This window comes from Aeromonas sp. S9(2024) (assembly GCF_041403185.1).
GTDB lineage: Bacteria > Pseudomonadota > Gammaproteobacteria > Enterobacterales > Aeromonadaceae > Aeromonas > Aeromonas enteropelogenes.
Genome location: NZ_JBGLRE010000003.1, coordinates 127,781 through 153,134 on the forward strand (window position 1 = coordinate 127,781; position 25,354 = coordinate 153,134).

22 protein-coding genes are annotated in these 25,354 nt (G+C 59.3%); 13 read left to right on the forward strand and 9 right to left on the reverse strand.

From position 1 onward, the window contains the following. Nucleotides 1-142: 142 nt before the first annotated feature. Nucleotides 143-2,809, reverse strand: coding sequence for a bifunctional acetaldehyde-CoA/alcohol dehydrogenase (adhE, locus tag ACB028_RS06795; protein WP_042028569.1), 2,667 nt, complete (start codon nt 2,807-2,809; stop codon nt 143-145). A 964-nt stretch (nt 2,810-3,773) separates the two neighbouring features. On the opposite strand from adhE, the gene ACB028_RS06800 reads away from it, so the two are divergent. The 7 genes from ACB028_RS06800 (at nt 3,774) to ACB028_RS06830 (ending at nt 11,613) form a co-directional block, all read left to right on the forward strand. Beyond that, on the forward strand, nt 3,774-4,409 hold the full coding sequence (locus tag ACB028_RS06800; protein WP_042028570.1) for a YchE family NAAT transporter: 636 nt from the start codon (nt 3,774-3,776) through the stop codon (nt 4,407-4,409). 280 nt (nt 4,410-4,689) lie between these two features. Next, complete coding sequence (locus ACB028_RS06805) at nt 4,690-6,309, forward strand: ABC transporter substrate-binding protein (RefSeq protein ID WP_061476080.1); 1,620 nt, start codon at nt 4,690-4,692, stop codon at nt 6,307-6,309. Nucleotides 6,310-6,410: 101 nt separating this feature from the next. Beyond that, the gene (gene oppB, locus ACB028_RS06810; protein WP_042028574.1) at nt 6,411-7,331 is read left to right on the forward strand and encodes an oligopeptide ABC transporter permease OppB; all 921 of its coding nucleotides are present in this window, start codon (nt 6,411-6,413) and stop codon (nt 7,329-7,331) included. Nucleotides 7,332-7,345: 14 nt separating this feature from the next. Then, the gene (gene oppC / locus ACB028_RS06815) at nt 7,346-8,257 is read left to right on the forward strand and encodes an oligopeptide ABC transporter permease OppC (protein ID WP_354688283.1); all 912 of its coding nucleotides are present in this window, start codon (nt 7,346-7,348) and stop codon (nt 8,255-8,257) included. 137 nt (nt 8,258-8,394) lie between these two features. After that, nucleotides 8,395-9,375 (forward strand): ABC transporter ATP-binding protein, encoded by a 981-nt coding sequence (locus tag ACB028_RS06820; RefSeq protein ID WP_042028576.1) that lies wholly within the window; start codon nt 8,395-8,397, stop codon nt 9,373-9,375. After that, nucleotides 9,376-10,371 carry a murein tripeptide/oligopeptide ABC transporter ATP binding protein OppF gene (oppF, locus tag ACB028_RS06825; protein ID WP_371143835.1) on the forward strand — a complete coding sequence of 332 codons (996 nt, stop codon included), beginning with the start codon at nt 9,376-9,378 and terminating at the stop codon, nt 10,369-10,371. 297 nt (nt 10,372-10,668) lie between these two features. After that, entirely contained in the window at nt 10,669-11,613 is a 945-nt protein-coding gene (locus tag ACB028_RS06830; protein WP_061475733.1) for a TerC family protein, read from the forward strand. 193 nt (nt 11,614-11,806) lie between these two features. Here the strand turns inward: ACB028_RS06830 and alr are convergent, their stop codons facing one another. Further along, a complete protein-coding gene (gene alr / locus ACB028_RS06835) occupies nt 11,807-13,033 on the reverse strand; it encodes an alanine racemase (RefSeq protein WP_342010803.1) in 1,227 nt (408 codons plus the stop codon). 163 nt (nt 13,034-13,196) lie between these two features. Here alr and ACB028_RS06840 point away from each other — a divergent pair, with 163 nt between their 5' ends. Continuing rightward, nucleotides 13,197-13,646, forward strand: a complete 450-nt coding sequence (locus ACB028_RS06840; RefSeq protein ID WP_371143836.1) for an isoprenylcysteine carboxylmethyltransferase family protein — start codon at nt 13,197-13,199, stop codon at nt 13,644-13,646. Nucleotides 13,647-13,716: 70 nt separating this feature from the next. Here the strand turns inward: ACB028_RS06840 and tapW are convergent, their stop codons facing one another. Next, nucleotides 13,717-14,856: a type IVa pilus ATPase TapW gene (tapW, locus tag ACB028_RS06845; protein WP_342013602.1), complete on the reverse strand. Its 1,140-nt coding sequence runs from the start codon at nt 14,854-14,856 to the stop codon at nt 13,717-13,719. Nucleotides 14,857-14,915: 59 nt separating this feature from the next. Continuing rightward, nucleotides 14,916-15,272: a DMT family protein gene (locus tag ACB028_RS06850; protein ID WP_005337656.1), complete on the reverse strand. Its 357-nt coding sequence runs from the start codon at nt 15,270-15,272 to the stop codon at nt 14,916-14,918. Between the two features lie 114 nt (nt 15,273-15,386). On the opposite strand from ACB028_RS06850, the gene ACB028_RS06855 reads away from it, so the two are divergent. The 3 genes from ACB028_RS06855 to ACB028_RS06865 all read left to right on the forward strand — a co-directional run bounded on the left by ACB028_RS06855 (nt 15,387) and on the right by ACB028_RS06865 (nt 18,000). Continuing rightward, nucleotides 15,387-16,118, forward strand: coding sequence for an ABC transporter substrate-binding protein (locus ACB028_RS06855; protein ID WP_225631842.1), 732 nt, complete (start codon nt 15,387-15,389; stop codon nt 16,116-16,118). Nucleotides 16,119-16,220: 102 nt separating this feature from the next. Continuing rightward, nucleotides 16,221-17,228 carry a vitamin B12 ABC transporter permease BtuC gene (gene btuC / locus ACB028_RS06860; RefSeq protein WP_042028584.1) on the forward strand — a complete coding sequence of 336 codons (1,008 nt, stop codon included), beginning with the start codon at nt 16,221-16,223 and terminating at the stop codon, nt 17,226-17,228. Then, nucleotides 17,215-18,000, forward strand: a complete 786-nt coding sequence (locus ACB028_RS06865; protein ID WP_371143837.1) for an ATP-binding cassette domain-containing protein — start codon at nt 17,215-17,217, stop codon at nt 17,998-18,000. Before btuC ends, ACB028_RS06865 begins: the two co-directional genes overlap by 14 nt. Nucleotides 18,001-18,080: 80 nt before the next feature. Here the strand turns inward: ACB028_RS06865 and ACB028_RS06870 are convergent, their stop codons facing one another. Then, nucleotides 18,081-19,142, reverse strand: a complete 1,062-nt coding sequence (locus ACB028_RS06870) for a 3-deoxy-7-phosphoheptulonate synthase (protein ID WP_371143838.1) — start codon at nt 19,140-19,142, stop codon at nt 18,081-18,083. A 143-nt stretch (nt 19,143-19,285) separates the two neighbouring features. On the opposite strand from ACB028_RS06870, the gene ACB028_RS06875 reads away from it, so the two are divergent. Beyond that, a complete protein-coding gene (locus ACB028_RS06875; RefSeq protein WP_026456870.1) occupies nt 19,286-19,666 on the forward strand; it encodes a diacylglycerol kinase in 381 nt (126 codons plus the stop codon). An 81-nt stretch (nt 19,667-19,747) separates the two neighbouring features. Here the strand turns inward: ACB028_RS06875 and serA are convergent, their stop codons facing one another. The 4 genes from serA to ACB028_RS06895 all read right to left on the reverse strand — a co-directional run bounded on the left by serA (nt 19,748) and on the right by ACB028_RS06895 (nt 24,059). Next, the gene (gene serA, locus ACB028_RS06880; RefSeq protein WP_026456869.1) at nt 19,748-20,980 is read right to left on the reverse strand and encodes a phosphoglycerate dehydrogenase; all 1,233 of its coding nucleotides are present in this window, start codon (nt 20,978-20,980) and stop codon (nt 19,748-19,750) included. A gap of 209 nt (nt 20,981-21,189) precedes the next feature. After that, a complete protein-coding gene (gene rpiA, locus ACB028_RS06885; RefSeq protein ID WP_026456868.1) occupies nt 21,190-21,843 on the reverse strand; it encodes a ribose-5-phosphate isomerase RpiA in 654 nt (217 codons plus the stop codon). Nucleotides 21,844-22,014: 171 nt separating this feature from the next. After that, the gene (locus ACB028_RS06890) at nt 22,015-22,611 is read right to left on the reverse strand and encodes a 5-formyltetrahydrofolate cyclo-ligase (RefSeq protein ID WP_026456867.1); all 597 of its coding nucleotides are present in this window, start codon (nt 22,609-22,611) and stop codon (nt 22,015-22,017) included. A 122-nt stretch (nt 22,612-22,733) separates the two neighbouring features. After that, nucleotides 22,734-24,059: a Na+/H+ antiporter NhaC family protein gene (locus ACB028_RS06895; RefSeq protein ID WP_342013604.1), complete on the reverse strand. Its 1,326-nt coding sequence runs from the start codon at nt 24,057-24,059 to the stop codon at nt 22,734-22,736. A 331-nt stretch (nt 24,060-24,390) separates the two neighbouring features. Between ACB028_RS06895 and dapB the strand changes: the two genes are divergently transcribed. Continuing rightward, the gene (dapB, locus tag ACB028_RS06900; RefSeq protein ID WP_371143839.1) at nt 24,391-25,203 is read left to right on the forward strand and encodes a 4-hydroxy-tetrahydrodipicolinate reductase; all 813 of its coding nucleotides are present in this window, start codon (nt 24,391-24,393) and stop codon (nt 25,201-25,203) included. Nucleotides 25,204-25,354: the final 151 nt, after the last annotated feature.

Consider the following 25,354-nt stretch of genomic DNA (forward strand, 5'->3'; position numbering starts at 1 on the left):
GATGTCATGGCGAACAATGGGAGCATACGGCTGGCAATGCGGGGGGAGGGGAGGTTCTGTTGTCCGGTAAAGAAGGTGCAGGCTTTCAGGCATAGAAAAGCCCGCGCAGTGGCGCGGGCTTTTTTAATCTCGGGATCGGTTATCAGGCCTTGGATTTTTTCTTGCTGGTTTCGGCTTTCACTTCCACCTTGTCAGCTACCTGAGCTTCTTCGGAGAAGGGACGGCCGTAGTAGGTATCCAGCAGGATGGCTTTCAGCTCGCTGATCAGCGGGTAGCGCGGGTTGGCGCCGGTGCACTGGTCATCGAAGGCTTCAACGGCCAGCTGGTCAACCTTGGCCAGGAAGTCGGCTTCGGCGACACCTGCGTCACGGATGGAGGCCGGGATGCCTAAGGTCGCTTTCAGCTCGTCCAGCCAGGTCAGCAGCTTCTCGATCTTGGCGGCGGTACGGTCACCGGCGGCAGTCAGACCCAGGTGGTCAGCCACTTCGGCGTAGCGACGACGAGCCTGCGGACGGTCGTACTGGGAGAACGCGGTCTGCTTGGTCGGGTTGTCGTTCGCGTTGTAGCGGATGACGTTGCTGATCAGCAGGGCGTTGGCCAGGCCGTGCGGGATGTGGAACTCGGCACCCAGTTTGTGGGCCATGGAGTGGCACACACCCAGGAAGGCGTTGGCGAACGCGATACCGGCGATGGTGGCGGCGTTGTGCACCTTCTCGCGGGCGACCGGGTCGTTGGCACCGTTCTGGTAGCTGGAGGGCAGGTAGTCCTTCAGCAGTTTCAGGGCTTGCAGTGCCTGACCGTCGGAGTACTCGTTGGCCAGCACGGAAACATAGGCTTCCATGGCGTGAGTCACGGCGTCGATACCACCGAAGGCGCACAGGGATTTCGGCATGCCCATCACCAGGTTGGCGTCAACGATGGCCATGTTCGGGGTCAGCTCGTAGTCGGCCAGCGGGTATTTCACGCCGGTGGCGTCGTCGGTCACGACCGCAAACGGGGTCACTTCAGAACCGGTACCGGAAGTGGTGGTGATGCAGACCAGCTCGGCCTTCACGCCCATTTTCGGGAACTTGTAGATACGCTTGCGGATGTCCATGAAGCGCATGGCCAGATCTTCGAACGCGGTGTCCGGATGCTCGTACATCACCCACATGATCTTGGCGGCATCCATCGGTGAACCACCGCCCAGGGCGACGATCACGTCCGGCTTGAAGGAGTTGGCCATCTCGGCACCCTTGCGTACCACGGTCAGGGTCGGGTCGGCTTCTACTTCGTAGAACACTTCCACTTCCATCTTCAGGCCTTTGAGCAGACGAACCACTTCGTCGGCGTAGCCGTTGTTGAACAGGAAGCGGTCGGTCACGATCATGGCGCGCTTCTTGCCTTCCAGGTCGCTCAGGGCGATCGGCAGGGAACCACGACGGAAGTAGATGGATTTCGGAAGTTTGTGCCACAGCATGTTTTCTGCCCGTTTTGCGACTGTCTTCTTGTTGATCAGGTGCTTGGGACCCACGTTTTCGGAGATGGAGTTGCCACCCCAGGAACCGCAACCCAGGGTCAGGGACGGTGCCATCGCGAAGTTGTACAAGTCACCGATACCACCTTGGGTGGTCGGGGTGTTGATCAGGATACGGGCAGTCTTCATCTTGTCGCCGAAGTACTTGATGCGGTCGGCGTTGCGGTCCTGGTCGGTGTACAGACCGGAGGTGTGGCCGATACCGCCCAGGTTGACCATGTCACAGGCCATTTCAACGGCTTCTTCAAAGTTCTTGGCACGGAACAGACCCAGAGTCGGGGAGAGCTTCTCGTGAGCGAACTCTTCCTCTTCACAGATCTTCACGCCTTCGCCGATCAGGATCTTGGTGTTGGCAGGCACGGTGACACCGGCCATTTCGGCGATCTTGACCGCAGGCTGGCCCACGATGTTGGCGTTCATGGCGCCGTTGATCAGGATGACTTTACGAACCTTGTCAGCTTCGTCCTTGCTCAGCACATAGCCGTTGTGAGTGGCGAAACGCTCTTTGACCTGGTCATAGATGGAGTCAACCACGATGGCGGCTTGCTCGGAGGCACAGACCACGCCGTTGTCGAAGGTCTTGGACATCAGGATGGAGGCGACGGCACGCTTCACATCGGCGGTTTCGTCGATGACCACCGGTACGTTACCGGCACCCACGCCGATGGCGGGCTTGCCGGAGGAGTAGGCGGCTTTCACCATGCCCGGGCCACCGGTGGCCAGGATCAGGTTGATGTCGTTGTGCTTCATCAGGGCGTTGGAGAGTTCAACAGACGGTTGATCGATCCAGCCGATGATGTCTTTCGGCGCACCGGCGGCAACGGCTGCATCCAGTACCAGCTTGGCTGCGGTATTGGTGGAGTTTTTGGCGCGGGGGTGCGGGGAGAAGATGATGGCGTTGCGGGTCTTCAGGGAGATCAGGGATTTGAAGATCGCGGTGGAGGTCGGGTTGGTGGTCGGTACGATACCGCAGATGATGCCTACCGGCTCGGCGATGGTGATGGTACCCATCTCGTCATCTTCGCTGAGGATGCCGCAGGTCTTCTCTTCTTTGTACTTGTTGTAGATGTATTCGGAGGCGAAGTGGTTCTTGATAACCTTGTCTTCGATGATACCCATACCGGACTCTTCGACGGCCATCTGGGCCAGAGGGATACGGGCGTTGTTGGCGGCCAGGGCGGCGGCACGGAAGATCTTGTCTACCTGCTCTTGGGAGAAGCTGGCGAATTCACGCTGTGCTTCCTTAACGCGGGCGACCAGTGCATCCAGTTCTGCCAAATTGGTTACTGCCATGTTTATCTCCTGATTATTTGAAAACTGTTTAGTAAGACGTTGGCAATGCCCGGCAATTATAGTTGGCCTGTCAAGGCGACAATTACTGCAACAGGGGTATTTACATGCCTTACTAAATTGTTTTCCGAGTCGATTATAGAGCGGGGTAGACCCAGAAAAACTTGATCTCGATCAAGTGTTGCAAAAGAACAAAAGAAATTTTATTTCACAATTTTTTTCTGGTCGGATGTTATCAAGTTGTGGAGTTGAACAAATCCTTTATGAACCCGGAATGAACGGTTTTAGTCCAGATTTTTCATCAATTTAAGGCTTGATAAACAATTTGGAGGAAACCGCTGCATGACGGCCATCACACAGTCATTGTGATCAAACTTAACCTTTGACACTGGAGTGGTGGCAGATTTTCCACTGTCTGTTATCGATTTGTGTATTTTGACCGTTTGGTTTGCTGTTTCTCCCCACCGTTTTTGGCGCTTTTTTACACGCAATTTCGCATTTCCTTTACCTTGGATAAAGGGGGAAGAGGTATGACCCGTAAGGGACTCGTTATTACCTTTAGCGTGGTGTGAAGTGGTTGGGATGCCCTTCCTTGCCAGGCTTCTGCAAAGGCGGTTTAGTGGCTGGCAGGCGGATGTGTAGCTGGTATCTGATAGGCAATCATGACCCTCAGTTTCTGGTGTTGAACGCCGCGTCAGGAAAACGTCGGAACAGGAGCCGGAAAAACAGCCGCGGCGACAGGGGGGTGTACCTGGACCACGGATTAGAGGAGGTAGCGACTTGCGCCGCGGAGATCGTTTCGCACTGGCTTATCTGTTGGGAAGAGGGGGAATCATTAGCGGAACTAACTAAAAAACCCCGATATTGGTGAGATTATTTAATTGGTGCGGATCCTGGCTATGGTGTAAATTTACGCACGCATTGATATGGAGTAGCCCACGGGCTTGCACACTATTGGAAGGGGTCTATGGCGGCAATTGACGTCTCTTTATATCTGAAGTTTTTTGTCGGTTTGTTTGCGATCATCAACCCGCTTGGTCTGTTGCCGGTGTTTGTCAGTCTGACCAGTCACCATACCCCGGCCGAAAGAATGAAGACCAACACGACCGCCAATATCGCCGTGATGGTGATCCTGCTGGTCTCCATGACCATGGGGCAGCTGATCCTGGACGGTTTTGGTATTTCGCTGGCGTCGTTTCGCATCGCCGGCGGTTCGCTTATCACCCTGATCGCCTGGTCCATGCTGCAAGGCAAGCTGGGTGAGGTGAAGCACAACAAGCAGGAGAAAGGGGAGTTGGCGGTGCGTGAATCCATCGCGGTCGTGCCGCTGGCGCTGCCACTGATGGCGGGACCGGGGGCTATCTCGTCGGTCATCGTCTACGCCAGCCAGAGCCACTGGCAGCAGATGCTCGGCATGTCGCTGGTGGTGGTGGTGTTCTCGTTCTGCTCCTGGCTTATCTTTCGCGCCGCCCCCCTGCTGTTCAAGATCATGGGCAATACCGGCATCAACGTGGTGACCCGTATCATGGGTCTTATCATGATGTCGCTGGGTATCGAGATCATGGTGGCCGGGATCAAGGGTGTCTTCCCCAGCCTGATGTGAGCCAGATCCGTTTTATGAAAGCCGGTCCTCGTGACCGGCTTTTTATTGGTTGCTTTTTGAATGCCATTTTCTAGAATCGAGCGATTTGTATAAAAAAGCGTCGTTTACGGGGCGTTTAAATACTGAAATTCTTGTCAAAAGCTGTTTTTTTGACCATGGATGGCCGTTGCTCCTGATAATATCTATTGCATCATCACAATAAGCAGGGAATTATGCTGGGAGCGGGTTGTTACCCCGTCATTGAAAAAATTGCATGGAATGTTCTTGTTGGAGTATGGAAATGACTCATAAAAAAACAATGATTAACACCCTCCTGGTGGCCGCGCTGTTTGGTGGCGCCACAATGGCACAAGCCGCCGATGTACCCGCCGGTACCAAGCTGGCCGAAGTGCAGCAGCTGGTCAAAGGCAATGGCTCCGAGCCCGCCACCCTGGACCCGCACAAGACCGAAGGAACGGTCGAATCCAATATCCTGCGCGATCTGTTCGAAGGTCTGGTCGCCTCCGGTCCCAAGGGCGAAGTGCTGCCCGGCGTGGCCGAGTCCTGGGAAACCGCGGACAACAAGAAATATGTGTTCCACCTGCGTAAAGACGCCAAGTGGTCCAACGGTGATCCGGTCACCGCTCACGATTTCGAATTTGCCTTCAAGCGTGCCGTCGACCCCAAAACCGCCTCTCCCTACTCCTGGTATCTGGAGATCCCGACCATCGTCAACGCCTCCGACATCATCGCTGGCAAGAAGCCTGCCGACACCCTGGGTGTGAAGGCGGTGGACGACTACACCTTCGAGGTGCAACTGGAGAAGGCGATCCCTTACTTTGTCAGCATGCTCTCCCACACCACCACCTACCCGGTGCCGAAAAAAGTGGTCGAGAAGTTTGGTGACAAGTGGACCCAGCCCGGCAACATGGTGTCCAACGGTGCCTATGTGCTGAAAGACTGGGTGGTCAACGAGCGCGTCGATGTGGAGCGCAACAAAAACTACTGGAACGACGCCAAGACCGTCATCAACAAGGTGACCTATCTGCCAATCCAGTCCACCAACGCCGAGCTGAACCGCTACCTGGCCGGTGAAGTGGACATGACCTACCAGATGCCCATCGAGCGCTTCAAGCAGATGAAGAAAGAGAAGCCGGACGAGCTGAAAGTGACCGGTTATGTGGGCACCTACTACTACCAGTACAACGTCAAGCGCAAGCCGTTTGACGATGTGCGCGTGCGTACCGCGCTCTCCTACGCCATCGATCGCAACGTGATCGCCGACAAGGTGATGGGCCAGGGCCAGACCCCGGGTTACACCCTGGTGCCTGATTTCGTGGACGGCTTCAAGCCGGTGGCGCCCGAGTGGTCCAAGATGACCCAGGCCGAGCGCGATGCCAAGGCGAAAGCCTTGCTGGCCGAAGCCGGTTTCGATGCCAGCAAGCCGCTGAAGTTCGAGCTGCTCTACAACACCGACGACAACCACAAAAAAGTGGCTGTGGCAGTCGCCTCCATGTGGAAGAAGCTGGGCGTGCAGGTGAGCCTGGTCAACCAGGAGTGGAAGACCTACCTCGAAACCAAGAAACAGGGTCAGTTTGACGTGGGCCGTGCCGGCTGGATCGCCGACTACAACGAAGCCTCCTCCATGCTGGATCTGATGCAGACCACCCACGGCAACAACGACGGCAAGTACTCCAACCCGGCGTTTGACAAGCTGATGAACGAGTCCCGCGATCAGGTGGATGTGGAAGCCCGCAACAAGCTCTATGTCCAGGCCGAAGAGATCCTGGCCAAGGACATGCCGATCGCCCCCATCTACCAGTACGTGACTGCCCGCATGGTGAAACCCTATGTGGGTGGCTACCCGGCCAACCCGCTGGACAACCTCTACAGCAAGGACATGTACATCGTCGCCCACTGATGATGTAAAGCAACAAGTCGCATAACAAGCAGGGCCCGCCAGACGGCGGGCCTTTATTACAACCGCGACCATTTGGAAGCAGTACAGGACAGGAATTGTCTATGTTGAAATTTATTCTAAAACGTCTACTGGAAGCGATCCCGACTCTGCTGGTCTTGATCACCGTCTCCTTCTTCATGATGCGTTTCGCCCCGGGTAACCCCTTCACCAGCGAACGCTCGCTCCCCCCCGAAGTCATTGCCAATATCGAAGCCAAGTACGGCCTCGACAAGCCCATCGGCATGCAATACCTCACCTATCTGGGCAACCTGGTACAGGGGGATCTGGGGCCCTCTTTCAAATACAAGGACTTTACCGTCAACGATCTGGTGAGCCAGGCCCTGCCGGTCTCGGCCAAGATCGGCTCCTTTGCCTTTCTATTCGCAGTGACGCTGGGGGTGACGTTCGGCACCATAGCAGCCTTGAAACAGAACACTATTATCGATTATCTGCTGATGTCGTCTGCCATGGCGGGGGTGGTGATACCCGGCTTTGTGCTGGCGCCCCTCCTAGTGCTCTTCTTCAGCATCTATCTGGGTTGGTTCCCGGCCGGTGGCTGGCAGGGGGGCGGCATCCAATTCATGGTGCTGCCGGTGTTCGGCATGATGATGTACTACATCTCGGCCATCTCGCGCATCATGCGCGGCAGCATGATCGAGACCATGAACTCCAACTTCATCCGCACCGCTCGCGCCAAGGGCTTGCCCCTGCGCCACATCATCCTCAAACACGCCCTGCGCCCGGCCATGCTGCCGGTGGTCTCCTACCTGGGGCCGGCGTTTGTGGGCATCATCACGGGCTCCGTGGTGATCGAGACCATCTTCGGCCTGCCGGGGATAGGTCAGTTGTTCGTCAACGGAGCGCTGAACCGTGACTACTCCATGGTGCTCGGCCTGACCATTCTGGTCGGTGCCCTCACCATCACCTTTAACGCCGTGGTCGATATTCTCTATGCCTTTATCGATCCGAAAATCCGTTATTAATCAGGGAGTAGACCATGGTTGTTTCAACTGAAAAACGCGAGGCAGTAGAAGCCTTCGCCCAGAAAGTGGACGTGGTGGAAGGGCGCTCCCTGTGGAAGGATGCCCGCCGCCGTTTCCTGCGCAACAAGGCGGCGCTCACCAGCCTCATCATCCTGAGCCTGATTGGCCTGGCGGTGCTCTTCGGGCCGCACCTGTCCCAGTACACCTTCGACGATCCGGACTGGGGCGCCATGCAGACCGGTCCTGACATGGAGGCGGGCCACTACTTTGGCACCGACAGTCTGGGGCGCGATCTGTTTGTGCGTACCCTGCTTGGCGGGCGCATCTCGCTGATGGTCGGCATCATGGGGGCCATGGTGGCCGTCATCATCGGCACCCTCTATGGCGCCGCCTCCGGTTTTATCGGTGGTCGCGTCGACAGCCTGATGATGCGGGTACTCGAGATCCTCAACGCCTTCCCCTTCATGTTCTTCGTGATCATGCTGGTGACCTTCTTCGGCCGCAATCTGGCGCTTATCTTTATCGCCATCGGGGCGGTGAGTTGGCTCGACATGGCGCGGATCGTCCGTGGCCAGACCCTGAGCCTCAAGAGCAAGGAGTTCATCGAGGCGGCCCATGTCTGCGGCGTCTCCAAGTGGAAGATCATCACCCGCCACATAGTGCCAAACGTGCTCGGTATCGTGGCGGTCTACGCCACCCTGCTGGTGCCGGGGATGATCATGTTCGAATCCTTCCTGAGCTTTTTGGGCCTCGGTGTCCAGGAGCCCATGACCAGCTGGGGTGCCCTGCTGGATGAAGGCTCCAAGTCGATGGAAGTGGCCATCTGGCAACTCCTGTTCCCCGCCGGTTTCATGGTGGTGACCCTGTTCTGTTTCAACTTCCTCGGGGATGGTCTGCGTGACGCCCTCGATCCGAAGGATCGCTAAAAAAGCGCCGAAGGAGCGCTAAAAAGCGCCGAGTGAGCGCTGAGGAAATGGCGAGAAAGCGCCAAGACAGCGGCTAATACGCTGGCAGCGCATCGGATCGACAGGAATACGTCACGAAAGATCGATAAGGAGTTTTTATGAAGTTACTGGATGTAAAAGATCTGCGGGTCGAGTTCAAGACCCCGGACGGCAATGTGGTGGCGGTTAACGACCTCAATTTTTCACTGGCGGCGGGCGAGACCCTGGGTATCGTCGGCGAGTCCGGCTCGGGCAAATCACAGACCGCGTTTGCCATCATGGGGCTGCTCGCCAAGAACGGTGTCATCACCGGCTCCGCCAAGTTTCAGGGCGACGAGATCCTGAACCTGCCGGAGGCCAAGCTCAACAAGATCCGCGCCGAGAAGATCGCCATGATCTTCCAGGACCCCATGACCTCGCTGAACCCCTACATGAAGGTGCAGGATCAGCTGATGGAAGTACTGATGCTGCACAAGGGGGTGAGCAAGGCCGAGGCGTTTGAAGAGTCGGTGCGCATGTTGGATGCGGTGAAGATCCCCGAGGCGCGCAAGCGCATGGGCATGTACCCGCATGAGTTCTCCGGCGGCATGCGCCAGCGGGTGATGATCGCCATGGCGCTCTTGTGCCGCCCCCAGCTGCTGATCGCCGACGAGCCGACCACGGCACTCGACGTGACGGTGCAGGCCCAGATCATGACCCTGATGAACGAACTCAAGCGTGAGTTCAACACCGCCATCATCATGATCACCCACGACCTTGGTGTGGTGGCCGGCATCTGTGACAAGGTGCTGGTGATGTACGCCGGTCGCACCATGGAGTACGGCAAGGTGGACGATATCTTCTATCGCCCGAGCCACCCCTATACCGAAGGCTTGCTGCGCGCCATTCCCCGTCTCGATACCGAAGGGGAAGAGCTGCCCACCATCCCGGGCAATCCGCCCAACCTGCTGCGTCTGCCCACCGGCTGCCCCTTCCAGGAGCGCTGCCACCGGGTGAGCGAGATTTGCGGCCAGCAATCACCCATCCTGACCCCGTTCAACAACGGGCGGGAGCGGGCTTGCCACTGGGTTTCGGATGCCATCATCAAGGGAGTGAACTAAATGGGTACTGACAAGAAACTGCTGCTGGAAGTGTCCGACCTCAAGGTTCACTTCAGCATCAAGAGCGGCAAGGCCTGGCCTTGGGCCAAACCCTCGGCCCTGAAGGCGGTGGACGGGGTGACCCTGCGCCTGTACGAGGGGGAGACCCTGGGGGTGGTTGGGGAGTCGGGCTGCGGCAAGTCCACCTTCGCTCGCGCCATCATCGGCTTGGTGCCGGCCACCGACGGCAAGGTGGTGTGGCTTGGCAACGATCTGACCAAGCTCGACCAGAAGGCGCTGCGGGAGAAGCGTAAAGAGATCCAGATGATCTTCCAGGACCCGCTGGCCTCCCTCAACCCGCGCATGACCATAGGCGACATCATCGCCGAACCCCTCATCACCTTTTATCCAAATCTTGCGAAGGAGGAGGTGAAGGAGCGGGTGCGCGCCATGATGAGCAAGGTGGGCCTGTTGCCAAACCTGGTAAACCGCTACCCCCACGAGTTTTCCGGCGGCCAGTGCCAGCGCATCGGCATCGCCCGGGCCCTGATCCTGGAGCCCAAGATGATCATCTGTGACGAGCCGGTCTCGGCGCTCGACGTCTCGATCCAGGCCCAGGTGGTGAACCTGCTCAAATCCCTGCAAAAGGAAATGGGACTGTCGCTCATCTTCATCGCCCACGATCTGTCTGTGGTCAAACACATCTCGGATCGGGTGCTGGTGATGTATCTGGGCAACGCGGTGGAGCTGGGAACCCGCAAGGAGATCTTCGCCAATCCGCTGCACCCTTACACCAAGGCACTGATGTCGGCGGTGCCCGTCCCTGACCCGGATCTGGAGCGCAGCAAGACCATCCAGATCCTGGAGGGGGATCTGCCGTCGCCCATGAACCCGCCGTCCGGCTGTGTGTTCCGCACCCGCTGCCCGGTGGCGGGCCCCGAATGTGCCAAAACCCGTCCCCAGCTTGAAGGCAATTTTGACCACGCGGTCTCCTGCCTCAAGATAGATCCGCTCTGACGAGAGCCTGAGAACAAGGGCGCCCGTGTGGCGCCCTTTTTTATTTTTACTCAGGGAGAAGATGCCTCTTGGCGTTACCTTTCGAGGCTGTTACTATCCGCCGCAACAAGGGGAGTAACTTCTCGCCGGTTTGTCGTCATTACGGTGCACACCTTTTCCTGCAGTGCACCCGGCAGCCGGGCAGTCGATGCAAATTGGCTGTAAGTGAGACCTTGCCGAGAGGCAAGGTGTATCTGCTCCAGACGCAAACCCACTGCCTCCCGGCCGTGGGTTTTGTCGTTTTGGGGAGAAGTGAATATGGGTGAATGGTGGATGTGGACCGGTTTCTTCAGCATAGTGCTGGTCCTGTTATGGATTGACATTCGTTTTGTCGGCGGCGGCAAGGCACACAAGGTATCCCTCAAGGAGGCGGGTATCTGGTCCCTCGTCTGGGTGAGCGTAGCGCTCTTGTTCAACCTGGCCATCTGGCTCTGGCTGGATCACAGTGCCGGGCGCGAAATCGCCAACCAGAAGGGGCTGGAGTTTCTCACCGGCTACCTTATCGAGAAGGCACTGGCGGTGGACAACGTCTTCGTCTGGCTGATGCTGTTCGGCTACTTTGCCATTCCGGCCGAGCTGCAGCGCCGGGTACTGCTCTACGGGGTACTGGGCGCCATCGTGATGCGGGCCGGCATGGTATTCGCGGGCAGCTGGCTCATCGAGCAGTTCCACTGGATCCTCTATCTGTTCGGCGCCTTCCTGCTGCTGACCGGTGCCAAAATGCTGTGGGCGGCCGACAAGGAGCCGGATCTCGAGAACAACGCCCTGCTCGGCTGGATGCGCCGCCGCTTCAAGGTGACCGAGACCCTGGAGGGGGAGAACTTCTTCGTCTGGCGTGACGGCGTGCGCTACGCGACGCCCTTGCTGCTTATCCTGGTGCTGGTGGAGGTGAGCGATCTTATCTTCGCGGTGGACAGCATCCCGGCCATCTTTGCGGTGACCACGGATCCCTTCATCGTGCTGACCTCCAATATCTTCGCCATCATGGGGCTGCGCGCCATGTACTTCCTGCTGGCCGGTGTCGCCGAGCGCTTCGCCCTGCTCAAATATGGCCTGGCGCTGATCCTGATGTTTATCGGGGTCAAGATGCTGCTGCTGGATGTGTTCAAGATCCCGACCGGTATTGCGCTGGGTGTCGTGGCCCTGATCCTGCTGGCTTCCATGGGACTGAGTCTCTGGGTGACTCGTAAAAAGACCGCTTGAAGGCGCTGTAAATAATTTGGGGGGATCTGTTCAAGATCCCCCTGAGTGGCATCGCACTGAGCGTAGTAGCGCTGATCCTGCTGGCTTCCATGGGGCTGAGCCTCTGGGTGACCCGCAAGAAGACGGCGTAAGGTACATCAAAAAGCACCAGTTAAAAGGGCTCCCTCGGGAGCCCTTGTTTTAAGGTCGATGCTTACTGCTTGATCTTCTTGGGATTGGTGTAGCCCCAAACGGTGTACATGTCAGCCAGCAGAGCGCCGTTGTACTCCTCGAGATCCGCCTGTTTCACCTCGGCGTCACCCTGGCGGCCAAACAGCACCACCTCATCACCGGGTTTGACCCCTTTCAGATCGGTTACATCCACCATGATGGTGTTCATGGAGGTCTTGCCGACGACCGGTACCTTCTGGCCTTGGATCAGTACATAGGCCTTGTTGCTGAGCGCACGGCGGTACCCGTCGGAGTAACCCAGCGGCAGGTTGGCGAGCAGGGAGTCGCGCTTGAGGGTGAAGGTGCGGTCATAGCCGACGGTGTTACCTGCCGGGTAGTGGTTGACGGAGGCAACCTGGGTCTTGAATGCCATCACCTTCTTGTACTCGGTGTAGGAGGGGATGGTGTCGCCATAGATGATGCCGCCCGGGCGCACCATGTCAAAGTAGGCTTCCGGCACTTCCAGGGTGGCGAAGGAGTTGGCGGCGTGGATGGTGAGCTTGCTGCGATCCAGTTTGCCGGCGTCGATCAGCCACTGGTAGTCCAGCTTGAACTGGGCCAGCCCCAGCTTGACGTCCTCTTTATCTTCCACCGGGAAGTGGGTCATGATGCCGACCGGGGTGATCCCCTTGAGCTTGAGCATGGCCAGCGCATCTTCCTTGGAATCGGCCAGACGCAGGTCGATGCCGTTGCGGCTCATGCCGGCGGAGTTCAGACCGATATGCACCGGAATGTTGGTGTTGTGGCGCTTGGCGATGTCGGCGATCCCTTGGGCACTGGCCAGACTGCCAACCAGCTCTTCCATCTTGTAGGGCAGGGCCTGCTCAACTTCATCCGGGGTGGCGGCACGGACCCGCATCAGACGACCCTCGAAGCCCTTCTCGCGGGCCACGCGGGCCTCTTCGTTGCTGGCGATGCCGATACAGGGGATGCCCGCCTTGACCACGGAGGGCACCAGCAGATCGATGCCGTGACCGTAGGCGTCGGCCTTCATGATGGCGCAGATCTGCGGGCCCTTGTCACCCAGGCGCTCTTTGAGGGTCTGGATGTTGTGCTCGAAGGCGGCCAGATCCACTTCCAGCCAGGCATTGGCTGCGGTCTGCTCCTGACCGTTGCGATGGTCATTGGCAAGAGGGAGATAGGGGGCAGCGACGGCTTGACCAGCCAGCAGACCGAAGATCAGGGTAGCGAGTAGGGTTTTCTTGTGCATAGACGTTCCTTTTTTATTCGAGTTGGGATAGTGCCGATACTAGCGTAGCGGTTTAGCGACAACTTGTTGTTATTATTATGATCTTGGCGACGGCTCGGCGATTGCCGAGTGATGGAGAGTCTATCGCAACCGAGCGTCGTGCGACACTTGTCAGAGGAATAAAATGGTCAATTTGGAGTTACGTCTGCCACCCCCGCTGATCTTTACCCTGTCTGCTGCTGCCATGTGGGGAATGCGCGGTGGTGGGGAGCCTGCGGGCTGGCAATGGGGCTTGGGGGCCCTGCTGGTAGCGTTGGGCGCCTTGTTTGGATTCGGGGCCCTGCAGCGCTTTCACCACCACCAGACCACCGTCAGTCCGACCCGACCGCATCATACCCGCCATCTGGTCACTTGCGGTGTCTATCGTATCAGTCGCAATCCCATGTACCTGGGGCTGCTCTGCTGGCTGCTGGCCTGGGGTTGTTATCTGGGGGGCGTCTGGGTTTGGCTGGGACCGGTATTGCTGGTGGCCTGGTTGACCCGCTTCCAGATCATCCCGGAAGAGCGGTTGTTGCAGGCTCGCTTCGGGGAGGAATATGCCCGCTACTGCCAGCGGGTGCGACGCTGGTGCTAGGGCGGCGGTGACAGAAGAGGAAAGAAGCACAACCCCTTGGTTGACGAGGCTGTGCTTGAACGGCGCTGGATCAGAAGAGATCGTCTTTTTCGTCCTTGGTGGGTTCGAGGCTCCAGCCGGTGGCATCGCTGCTGCTGGCGATCTGGCCCTTCTCCCGCCACAACTTGATCTTGAGGCGCAGGTTATTGGCCGAGTCGGCGTTTTTCACTGCTTCTTCTTCATCGATCACCCCTTCCACCACCAGATCGAACAGGGCGCTGTCGAAGGTGACCATGCCGAGGGCCTTGGATTTCTCCATCACCTCCTTCAGGCCGCCAAATTCACCCCGTTTGACCATGTCACGTATGGTGTGAGTGCCAAGCATGATCTCCACCGCCGCCCGGCGACCGCCGTCCGAGGTCTTCACCAGCCGTTGGGAGACAAATGCCTTGAGGTTGTTGCCGAGATCGTTGAGCAATTGCGGGCGTCGCTCTTCCGGGAAGAAGTTGATGATGCGGTCCAGCGCCTGGTTGGCGTTGTTGGCGTGCAGGGTGGAGATGGCGAGGTGACCGGTTTCCGAGAAGGCCAGGGCATGCTCCATGGTCTCGCGATCACGGATTTCCCCGATGAGGATCACGTCCGGCGCCTGGCGCAGAGTGTTTTTCAGGGCGGCGTGGAAGCTGCGGGTATCGACCCCCACTTCGCGCTGATTGATGATGCTCTTGCGGTGGCGGTGAACGAACTCTACCGGATCCTCAATGGTGATGATGTGGCCGCCGCTGTTGCGGTTGCGGTGATCGATAAGGGCCGCCAGTGAGGTGGATTTGCCTGAACCGGTACCCCCGACGAACAGCACCAGGCCCCGTTTTTCCATGATGGTGTCGAGCAGCACGGGGGGGAGTTTGAGATCTTCAAAGCGCGGGATCTCGGTCTTGATGTTGCGCGCCACCAGGGAGACTTCGTTACGCTGCTTGAAGATGTTGATCCGAAAGCGGCCTACCTGGGGCAGGGAGATGGCGAGGTTCATCTCCAGCTCCCGCTCGAACTGCTCCTTCTGCTCCTTGTCCATGATGGCGTCGGCGATGCTCGCCACATCTCCCGGATTGAGGGGCGTCTCGGTCAGCGGGCGCAACACCCCGTTGAACTTGGCGCAGGGGGGGGCGCCGGTTGACAGATAAAGGTCTGAGCCATCCTGCTTGGCCAGGATCTGTAGCATGTCTCGCAATTCCATTGTTTTGCCTCGTCTATCAAGGAGATGCCGTTAACGGGGATGTTATTGAGTGTACAGCGTCAGGCGCCGGTGAGTTTCTCGCGAAAAACAAAAAAGACCGCCCCCAGGATGCACAGCCCGGCCCAGAGGTAGTCCCATTTCAGATCTTCCTTGAGATAGAAGATAGAGAAGGGGACGAATACGGTGAGGGTGATCACCTCCTGCAGGATCTTGAGCTGCCCCACGCTCATGACGGTATGGCCGATGCGGTTGGCGGGCACTTGCAACAGGTATTCAAACAGGGCGATGCCCCAGCTCACCAGCGCCGCAATGATCCAGGGTTTGTGGTTCATACTCTTGAGGTGGGCATACCAAGCAAAGGTCATGAAAACGTTGCTGCACAGCAACAGACCGATACTGGTAAAGATTGGGTTCATTAGGTTCTCCTTTAAAATCAATTGCATTTTATCTCTGAACCATGGGTTTTCATAAGTGGGCGGTCAGGGTATTTTTAGTCAATCATGGATAGCGCAACACAAGGATCCAACCGAATGGGCAAGACAAGCTGGGGTGTGCTTGGTCTGCTGTTTGCCTGCCTGGCTCAAGGTGCTCCGACCCTGACGGTCGCCACCGATCTCTGGCCCCCTTTTCGGATCCTGCAACCGGATGGCGAGTTGCAAGGACTCGATGTGGAGATCCTGCAGCGTCTGCAGAAGGAGAGCGGCATCCAGTTGCAGATCCGGCGCATGCCCTGGGGCAGGGCTCTCAAGCAGATGGAATCCGGCCAGGTCGATCTCATGATTGGTCTGGCTCACACCGCCGAACGCGCCGCCTTCATCGATTATCTGCAACCCGCCTATTACCAGTGCTGGCCCGCTTTTTATGGCAAGCCCGCCACGGTGGCCGGTATCCGCCAGTATCGGGATCTGGCTGGAATGGAGGTGGGCTATGTGCTCAAGTCCGCCTACTTCGAACCCTTTGACTCTGATCCCGCACTCAACAAGCACGGGGTGCCGACCGAGGATCAGCTGCTTCGCATGGTGCAGCGGGGCCACCTGCCGTTGATGATAGGCACCGATTGCCAGGTTGATTACGCCCTGCGCCAGGGGGACGGGGAGCCCCTTGGCAAAGCGGACTACCGCCCGGATAGTCCGGTGACCCTCTACCTTGGCATGAGCAAGCGCTCACCCCATCAGGCGCAAAAGTCCGCCCTGAGCGCCGCCTTGCAGCGTCTGGTGGAGAGCGGCGACATAAAGCAGATGGCCAGTCACTACCAGCCTTGACCTTGGGTGGCAAGCCACTGTTATCATGCCCTTTTCCTGCAACCTTGCCCTGTCTGGCCGACGGCGGTGGCAAGGTTGTGCCTTCATGTTCGGGGATCTTGCGTGTACCTCTCTTTGCTCGCCCGCCAGCAACGCTGGCAGCGGCGCTGGCTCTTTGGCCTCGCCCTGCTGACCCTGCTGCTCTTTGTCTGCTCCCTCGCCTGGGGGGAGTTTGTGCTGCTGCCCTGGCAACCCCTTGGCGAGCTGGAGCAACGCATCCTGCTGGAGCTGCGCCTGCCACGCGCCCTGCTGGCCCTGCTGGCGGGAGCCGCGCTCGCCTGTGGCGGCGCCGTGCTGCAGGTGATGCTGCACAACCCGGTGGCCGAACCCGGCCTGCTCGGCGTCTCGAGCGGGGCGGGGCTGGCGGCCATGGTATCGATGGCGGTTGCCAAATCCCTCGGCGTCTATCTGCCGGGTTGGGGCTTGTCCCTTGCCGCCTTTGGCGGGGCCCTGCTGGTGACCATGATGCTGATCCGGCTGGCGCGCCGTGCCAGGCTTGGCCATGCCAGGCTGCTGCTGTTCGGGGTCGCCATCGGCATCCTCACCAATGCGGCCATGACCTGGCTGATGTACTTTGCCGACGATGCCTCTTTGCGCGAATTCATGTTCTGGATGATGGGCAGTCTCTCTTATGGCAGCCAGCAGATCGCCTGGTGGTGGCTGCTGTTGCCGCTCACCCTGGGCTGGCTCTGCTGGCAGGGCAAGGCGCTGCAGCAACTGCTGCTGGGAGAGACCCAGGCCCGCCTGATGGGGCTGGATGTGGACAGGATGCGAGTGCGATTGGTGCTGGCGGTCTGTCTGCTCACCGGGGTGGCGGTGTCCCTGTGCGGCGTCATCGGTTTTGTCGGCCTGGTGGTGCCCCATCTGCTGCGCTTGTGTGGCGGCAGCGATCAGCGCTTCTTGCTGCCTGCCTCGGCGCTGGGGGGCGGCGCCCTGTTGCTGGCATCCGATCTGGTTGCCCGCTCGGCCTTGAGTGCCGGTGAGTTGCCTATTGGCGTCATCACCGCCTCGGTCGGGGCCCCGCTCTTTATCTATCTGCTGTTGAGGCAAGATGCCCATGCCAACACCTGAGTGCCACAATGATGCCGCGCCTCTGATTGAGGCCCGCGCCCTCGCCATTCCAGCGCGGCTGGCCCCTCTTAATCTCGCCTGGACGGGCGGCCAGCTGGTGGCCCTGCTCGGCCCCAATGGCAGCGGTAAATCTACCCTGCTCGGCGCCCTGGCCGGCATTTTGCCCGCGCAAGGAGACGTCTTGCTGGATGGGGAAGTGCTTACTGACCTTGGTTGGCAGGCGCTCGCCCGTCGCCGCGCCATGTTGCCCCAGCGCCAGCCCCAGCTGTTTCATATCCCGGTGTTTCAGGTGTTGAGCCTGGGGATGGACGAGGGGGGCGAGCCCGCCCGTCAGCGCGAGGCGATCCAGGCCCTGTGCGAGGCTCTGGAGCTGGATGATTTGCTGGCGCGGGATTTCAGCCGGCTGTCCGGCGGCGAACAGCAGCGGGTGCTGATCGCCCGTACCTTGCTGCAGGTGTGGCCAGGGCTCAACCCGGCGGGGCGCGTCCTGCTGCTTGATGAACCTCTGGCCGGGCTGGACCTGCACCATCAGCTGGCCTTGCTGCGGCTGCTGAAGACGGTGGCTTGTCAGGGGCTGCTGGTGGTGATCGCCATCCACGACATCAACTTGGCCATCGACTGGGCGGATCGCATCCTCTGCCTGCAGCAGGGGCGTGTGGTGAGCGAGGGCGGGGTCGAGCTGGTGGATCAGGCGCTGCTGGAGCAGGTGTTCCAGATAAGAACAGAGCGCATAGAGGCGGGTGGCCGGGTCTGGTTTATGCCCAGTTTATAAGCGGGGTTTGCCTAATAAGAGAAGGGCCAGACATGCAGGATGTCTGGCCCTTCTTTATTTATTGTACGTTCTGACGAGGCTCAGCCCAGCTTGTGCAGGCGCACCTGGGCGGCCTCGGCCAGCATGGCCAGCAGGGTCTCGGTGTCGTCCCAGGAGAGGCAGGCATCGGTGATGCTCTGGCCGAAGGTGGCGGCGCAGCCGTTCTCCACATCCTGGCGCCCTTCCACCAGGAAACTCTCGGCCATGATGCCAGCGATGCCGGTGCGGCCGCGGCGCAGCTGATCGCAGATATCCTGAGCCACCAGCAGCTGGCGACGGTGATCCTTCATGCTGTTGCCGTGGCTGAAATCCACCACCAGACGCTCAGGCAGTCCCACGTCGGCCAAGGCTTCGCAGGCCTCGTCGATGCTGGCGGTATCGTAATTGGGGCGGTGGCCGCCACGCAGGATCACGTGGCCATAGGGGTTGCCGGCGGTACGGTAGATGGTCATCTTGCCGTCCTTGTCCGGGGAATAGAAGATGTGGCTGTGACGGGCGGCGCGCACCGCATCGATGGCGATGCGAGTGTTGCCATCGGTGCCGTTCTTGAAGCCGACCGGGCAGGAGAGGGCAGAGGCCATCTCGCGGTGTACCTGGGATTCGGTGGTGCGCGCGCCGATGGCGCCCCAGGTGATGAGGTCGGCAATGTACTGGCCGGTCACCATGTCGAGGAATTCGGTGGCGGTGGGCAGGCCGATCTCGTTGATGTCGACCAGCAGTTTGCGGGCCAGCTTCAGCCCTTCATTGACGTCAAAGCTGCCGTCGAGGAGCGGATCGTTGATCAGCCCCTTCCAGCCGACGATGGTGCGCGGCTTCTCGAAATAGGTGCGCATCACGATGCACAGGCTCTCTTTATACTGCTCGCGCAGGCGGTTGAGGCGACGGGCATACTCATGGGCGGCGGCAGGATCATGGATGGAGCAGGGGCCGACGATGGCCAGCAGGCGCTGATCCTCTCCGGCCAGAATGGCTTCCACTTCGCGACGGGCATCCAGCAGATTCTGGGCAATGGTATCGTTGATCGGGAAAGCGTGTGCGAGCTCGCTCGGAGTGATCAGTGACTCCAGGCGACGGGTGCGCAATTCATCTGTGTGAATGGACATACAACTCAAGTCTCGAGTGGGTGGTGTCAGCCGCAGGGGCGAAAATGCAAAGGGATAAAATAAAGCAAAAGTCCACCGATTGAAACCTTGGGGGGCTCTGATAGGATGTGAGGCCAAAATCGATACCAAATGAGGTAGATAGCGTGGCAAAGCCAGGGGCAACCGGGGTCACCCGTATCATCAAGGCAACCGGTTACAGCATGAAAGGGCTCAAGTCTGCCTGGATCAACGAGGCCGCATTTCGTCAGGAGCTGATGCTTATTCTGTTGCTGATGCCGCTGACGTTCTGGGTGGGGGAGACCCTCAACCAGATCCTGCTGCTGGTTGTCATCAGCTGGCTGGTGGTGATCGTCGAGGTGCTCAACTCCGCCATCGAGGCGGTGGTGGATCGCATCGGCTCCGAGCACCATGAACTCTCCGGTCGTGCCAAGGATCTGGGCTCCGCCGCCGTCTTTATCGCGCTGGCCCTCAACGCCCTGGTGTGGGGGGCGCTGGTGGGGCGCAATCTGCTGGGGTGGTGGTAAGCCAGCCTCCATCAAGCGAGAGTCATAAAATAAAAAAGCCCGTCATCATGACGGGCTTTTTGCTGGGCGGGACTCACGCCATCAGTGCAGGATCCGCGCACGAATGGTGCCGTCGATCTCCTTGAGCTTGGCCAGCGCCTTCTCGCTGTGCTCGGTCTCGACATCGATCACCACGTAACCGATGTGGCTGCTGGTCTGCAGGTATTGACCGGCGATGTTGATCCCCTCTTCGGCGAAGATCTGGTTGATCTTGTTCATCACGCCGGGCTGGTTGCGGTGAATGTGCAACAGGCGGCTGGAGCCCTTGTGGCCCGGCAGGGAGACTTCCGGGAAGTTGACGGCGGAGAGGGTGGAGCCGTTGTCGGAGTATTTGATGAGCTTGTTGGCCACTTCCAGACCGATGTTCTCCTGCGCCTCCTGGGTCGAGCCGCCGATGTGCGGAGTCAGGATCACGTTGTCCAGACCGCGCAGCGGGGTCATGAACTCCTCGTCGTTGGACTTGGGTTCGCTCGGGAAGACGTCGATGGCGGCGCCGGAGATGTGGCCGCTCTTGATGACGTCAGCCAGAGCATCGATGTCCACGACTGTGCCGCGGGAGGCGTTGATGAAGATGGCACCCGGTTTCATCATGCGCAGCTGCTCGGCACCGATAAGATCCTTGGTGGAAGGGGTCTCCGGTACGTGCAGGCTGATGACGTCTGACATATTGAGCAGCTCGACCATGTTGGGCACCTGGATGGCGTTGCCCAGCGAGAGCTTGTTCTCGATGTCGTAGTAGTAGACCTTCATGCCGATGCTCTCGGCGATGATGCCAAGCTGGGTACCGATGTGGCCGTAGCCGATGATGCCGAGCTTCTTGCCGCGGGCTTCCACCGAGCGGTTGGCGAGTTTCTCCCACACGCCGCGATGGCACTTGGCATTCTTCTCGGGGATGCCGCGCAGCAGCAGCAGGATCTCGCCGAGCACCAGTTCGGCGACCGAACGGGTGTTGGAGAAGGGGGCGTTGAACACCGGAATGCCGCGGATCTGGGCTGCATCCAGCTCGACCTGGTTGGTGCCGATGCAGAAGCAGCCGATGGCGACCAGCTTGTTGGCGGCATCCAGCACCTTCTCGGTGATCTGGGTGCGCGAGCGCAGGCCGATGAAGTGGACATCGCGTACCCGTTCGATCAGCTCTTCCTCGGACAGCGAGGTCTTGAGATACTCCACACTGGTGTAACCTGCGGCACGGAAGGTCTCTACCGTGTTGGGGTGAACCCCCTCCAGCAGCAGTACCTTGATTTTATCCTTGTCCAGTGAAAACTTGGCGGTCATGTCGATCCCTCTGTAAGTGTGCAACGCGAGTGCAGGTATGGTGTGTGAAGAAAACCGTAAAGTAGCAAAAACGTGCGGGAGAGGGAATATTTGTGACGAAAGTCAAATTTTTTGAAGTTTTCAACGATAGTTGCATGCAATACCTTGCAACTTGTTGAGGAATAAACAAAAACGGCGCCATCAGGCGCCGTCATTCATTCGCAGAGCGATTATTGGGTGATGACCCCATCGGGAGTACCGATCAGCACCACGTCTGCACCGCGGTGGGCGAACAGGCCGTTGGTAACCACGCCGACGATCGCGTTGAGCTGTACTTCCAGCCCCTTGGCATCTGTGATGGCCATGCCTTTCACATCCAGAATGTGGTTGCCGTTGTCGGTGACCACCCCTTCACGCCAGACCGGGTTGCCGCCAAGCTTTCTGATTTCGCGGGCCACGTATTCGCGGGCCATGGGGATCACTTCGACCGGCAGCGGGAAGGTGCCCAGCACGTCGACTGTCTTGGTGTTGTCGATGATGCAGATGAACTGATCGGCCACGGCGGCGACGATCTTCTCGCGGGTCAGGGCCGCGCCACCGCCCTTGATCATGTCACGAGTGGCGTTGATCTCGTCGGCGCCATCCACGTAGACGGAGAGGGCGTCGATCTCGTTGAGATCAAACACCGGGATGCCAAAGCCCTTGAGACGCTCGGTGGAGGCCACGGAGCTGGAGACGGCTCCCTTGATCTCGTCCTTCATGGTCGCCAGCGCGTCGATAAAGTGGTTGACGGTAGAGCCAGTGCCGACCCCGACGATGGTACCGGGAACCACATACTTGAGCGCAGCCCAACCGGCCGCCTTCTTCATTTCATCTTGAGTCATGATCGTTCCTTAAGAAAAAAGCGGGCGCATTATATCCAAGCCGTCCCCCCGGAGCGACCACCAGGCTCACGTTCCGGGGCAAAAAACCGCAAGATGTAAATCGTTTGCCTGTTTATTCCCCATTTACCTTGATCTGTTAACTGGATTCAGGGGGAGTGGAGCCTGACGGCTCTACTCGAAACGCCAGCAGCGTCCCGGGGTGATGATCTGGGGCAGGGGCACGTCCCACTCTTCTTGCGGCACCGCCTCCACCTGTTGGCAGTCGTGGGCGATGCCGAGGGGCTTGGGCCCCATTCTGTGTTCGTGCCAGCAGGCCAGGGTACGATCGTAATAGCCGCCCCCCATGCCGAGGCGGTTGCCTTCGGCATCGAAGGCAACCAGGGGCGTGCAAATAAGGTCGAGCGTACTGTGGGGTACCACCTGCAGCACATCGAGTTCAGGCTCCTCAATGCCGTAGCGGTTGCGCACCATGGGGCTGGTGGCGGTGTAGCGCAAGAAGAGCAGGTGGCCCGGGGTGAAGGGGTGCAGCACCGGCAGGTAGACCTCTTTTTGCTGGGCCCAGAGCCAGTGGATGGCGGGGAGGGGATTGATCTCTCCGTCGTTGGCCAGATAGAGCGCGATGCGTTTGGCCGCCAGGATCTCGGGGTGCTCCTTGAAGCGGGCCAGCAGCTCTTGGGCCGCCTGCTGCTGCTCGGCGTGGGTCAGGCTCTTTCTGCGCGTTCTCACCAGTTGGCGCAGGGATTGACGTTCGGGCTGGGACTCTTGCATGGGGCACCTCGAGAATGGCTGCGCAGGGGAAAGCGCCTTACCTTAACACATTACTCCGGCGGATCAGGGGAGGCCAGAGTGGCAAACGGCACCAGACAAGGCCATGTCCGGTGCCGGCGGGATCAACGCTGGCGCATCTGGTGCTTGATGAACACTGCCGCCAGGGCGGCCAAGGCCAGTGCCATGGGGTAGAAGCTCATACTCACCACCGACAGGGGCGAGAGCGCGAAGATGGAGCCGAGCAGCAGCGCCTGGGCTCCCCAGGGGATAAGCCCCTGCACCACGCAGGAGAAGATATCCAGCATGGAGGCGGCGCGGCGCGGGGTGACACCGTGGTGCTCCGCCAGATCCCGGGCCACCTTGCTGGCGACGATAATGGCCACCGTGTTGTTGGCGGTGCAGAGGTTGGTGAGGCCCACCACCCCGGCAATGCCCAGCTCGGCCGCCTTCTCGTTCTGCTCGCCACTGTGCTCCCGGGTGAAGCGGGCGATCAGGGCCGCAATGCGGGTACTGATCCAGGCCAGTCCCCCCTGGCGCTCCATCAGGGCGCCGAGGCCGCCGATCAGCATGGAGAGCAGGAAGATCTCCTGCATGCCGGTAAAGCCCTGATAGATGTCCTTGCTGAACTGGCCAAGCTCATAGCCGTTGAACAGGCCGACGAGGCCGGCGGCCAGAATGCCAATCCCCAGCACCACGAACACATTCACCCCGGCCAGGGCCAGACCCAGGATCAGCAGGTAGGGCATTACCTTGAACAGCTCGATGGCCGTGTTGCTGGCAGGGGCCTCGCCCACCGACCCCAGGGTCAGATAGAGCAGGATCACGCCGATGGCGGCAGGGGCGGCGATTTTGACGTTCTCGCGGAACTTATCCTTCATCTCGCAGCCCTGGCTACGGGTCGCGGCGATAGTGGTGTCGGAGATGATGGAGAGGTTGTCGCCAAACATGGCGCCGGAGAGGATGGTGCCCGCCATCAGTATGGGGTCGATGCCGGCGGCCTGGGCGACGCCGAGGGCCACCGGGGCGACGGCACCGATAGTCCCCATGGAGGTGCCCATGGCGGTGGCAATAAAGGCAGAGATGAGAAAGAGCCCTGGCAGCAGGAACCAGCCCGGGATCAACGACAGACCGAGCGCGACCGTGGCATCCACCCCGCCGGTGGCCTTGGCCACGCTGGCAAAGGCGCCCGCCAGCAGATAGATGAGGCACATCGCCATGATGTTGCTGTGGCCGACCCCCTTGAAGAAGGTCTCGAGATTTTTGTTGAATCCCTCTTTGCCCAGCATCAGGGCCAGCATGACGGCGGGCAGGGCGGCGACGGGGGCGGGCAGTTGGTAGAAGGCAAACTCGACCCCTTGCAGGGTCAGCCAGGTACCGGTACCGATAAAGAGGGCGAGAAAGACCAGCAGGGGCAGCAGGGCCTTGGCACTGGGTTGAGTCTGGATCATGTGTTCCTCTGAAATTGAACAATGACCTCCTGTCGTGTGCTGTTTTGTGCCGAAATCTGAAGCGAATAGGGGAAAAACAGGGGGGCATCCTGCCCCGGTTGGGGGGTCTACAGTAGTGAGTCAGGGTTAATGGGTCAAGATGGACGTCCAGATGGATAGGGGTTTTTATCAGGGGATTTTGTACATTGGTACGAATCCGTCAAATATTCGGTTTTATTTAAATATCTCGTTGTTTTGTCGGGTGTGAGCCCGGGCCCACACCGGGCTTTTCAAAGGCAACGCGGGCTGGTAAAACGGTCTCTTTCCTTAATAAAGAGAAGAGAGGGTGGAGATGGACAATCCGATCCGTGTGGCCGTGATGGGCTGTAATGGTCGTATGGGCAAGGTGCTGCTGGAAGCCATTACCAATGCCGAGGGGGTAGTGGTCGGTGCGGCGCTGGAGCGACCGGGTTCCGCCGTGATAGGGCTGGATGCCGGTGAGCTCAACGGACTGGGTCATCTGGGGGTGGCGATCAGCGACAGCCTGGACAAGGTGCGTGACGATTTTGATCTCATCATCGACTTCACCCGTCCCGAAGTGACCCTGGCCAACCTGGCGTTCGCCCTGGCCCACAACAAGCGGATGGTGATCGGTACTACCGGCTTCGACGAGGCGGGCAAGGCGGCCCTCAACGAAGCGGGCAAGGAGATCGGCATCGTGTTTGCCTCCAACTATTCGGTGGGCGTCAACCTGGTGTTCAAGCTGCTGGAGCAGGCCGCCAGGGTGATGGGGGATTACACCGACATCGAGATCATCGAGGGGCACCACAGACACAAGGTGGATGCACCGTCCGGCACCGCCCTCTCCATGGGTGAGGTCGTGGCGAAAACGCTGGGCCGCGATCTCAAGGAGTGCGCCGTCTATGGCCGCGAGGGGATCACCGGCGAGCGGGATCGGAGCACCATCGGCTTTGCCACCATTCGCGCCGGCGATCTGGTGGGAGAGCACACCGTTATGTTTGCCGACATCGGCGAGCGGGTGGAGATCAGCCACAAGGCCTCCAGCCGCCTTACCTTTGCCAACGGTGCCGTGCGGGCGGGCAAGTGGCTCAGTGGCCAGCAGGCCGGTCTGTATGACATGCAGGATGTACTGGGCCTCAAGTAACACACTCTTCATCCCCCCGCTCTGCCGGGGGGATTGCTCGTCCACTCCCACTTTATCTACCAAAATAGGCTTTATGGTCGCTTTCTTGCTTGAATCGCCATAAATTCTCACTATTCTCGCAGCCCCCCAATTTTCCCTCTCCGGATTGTCA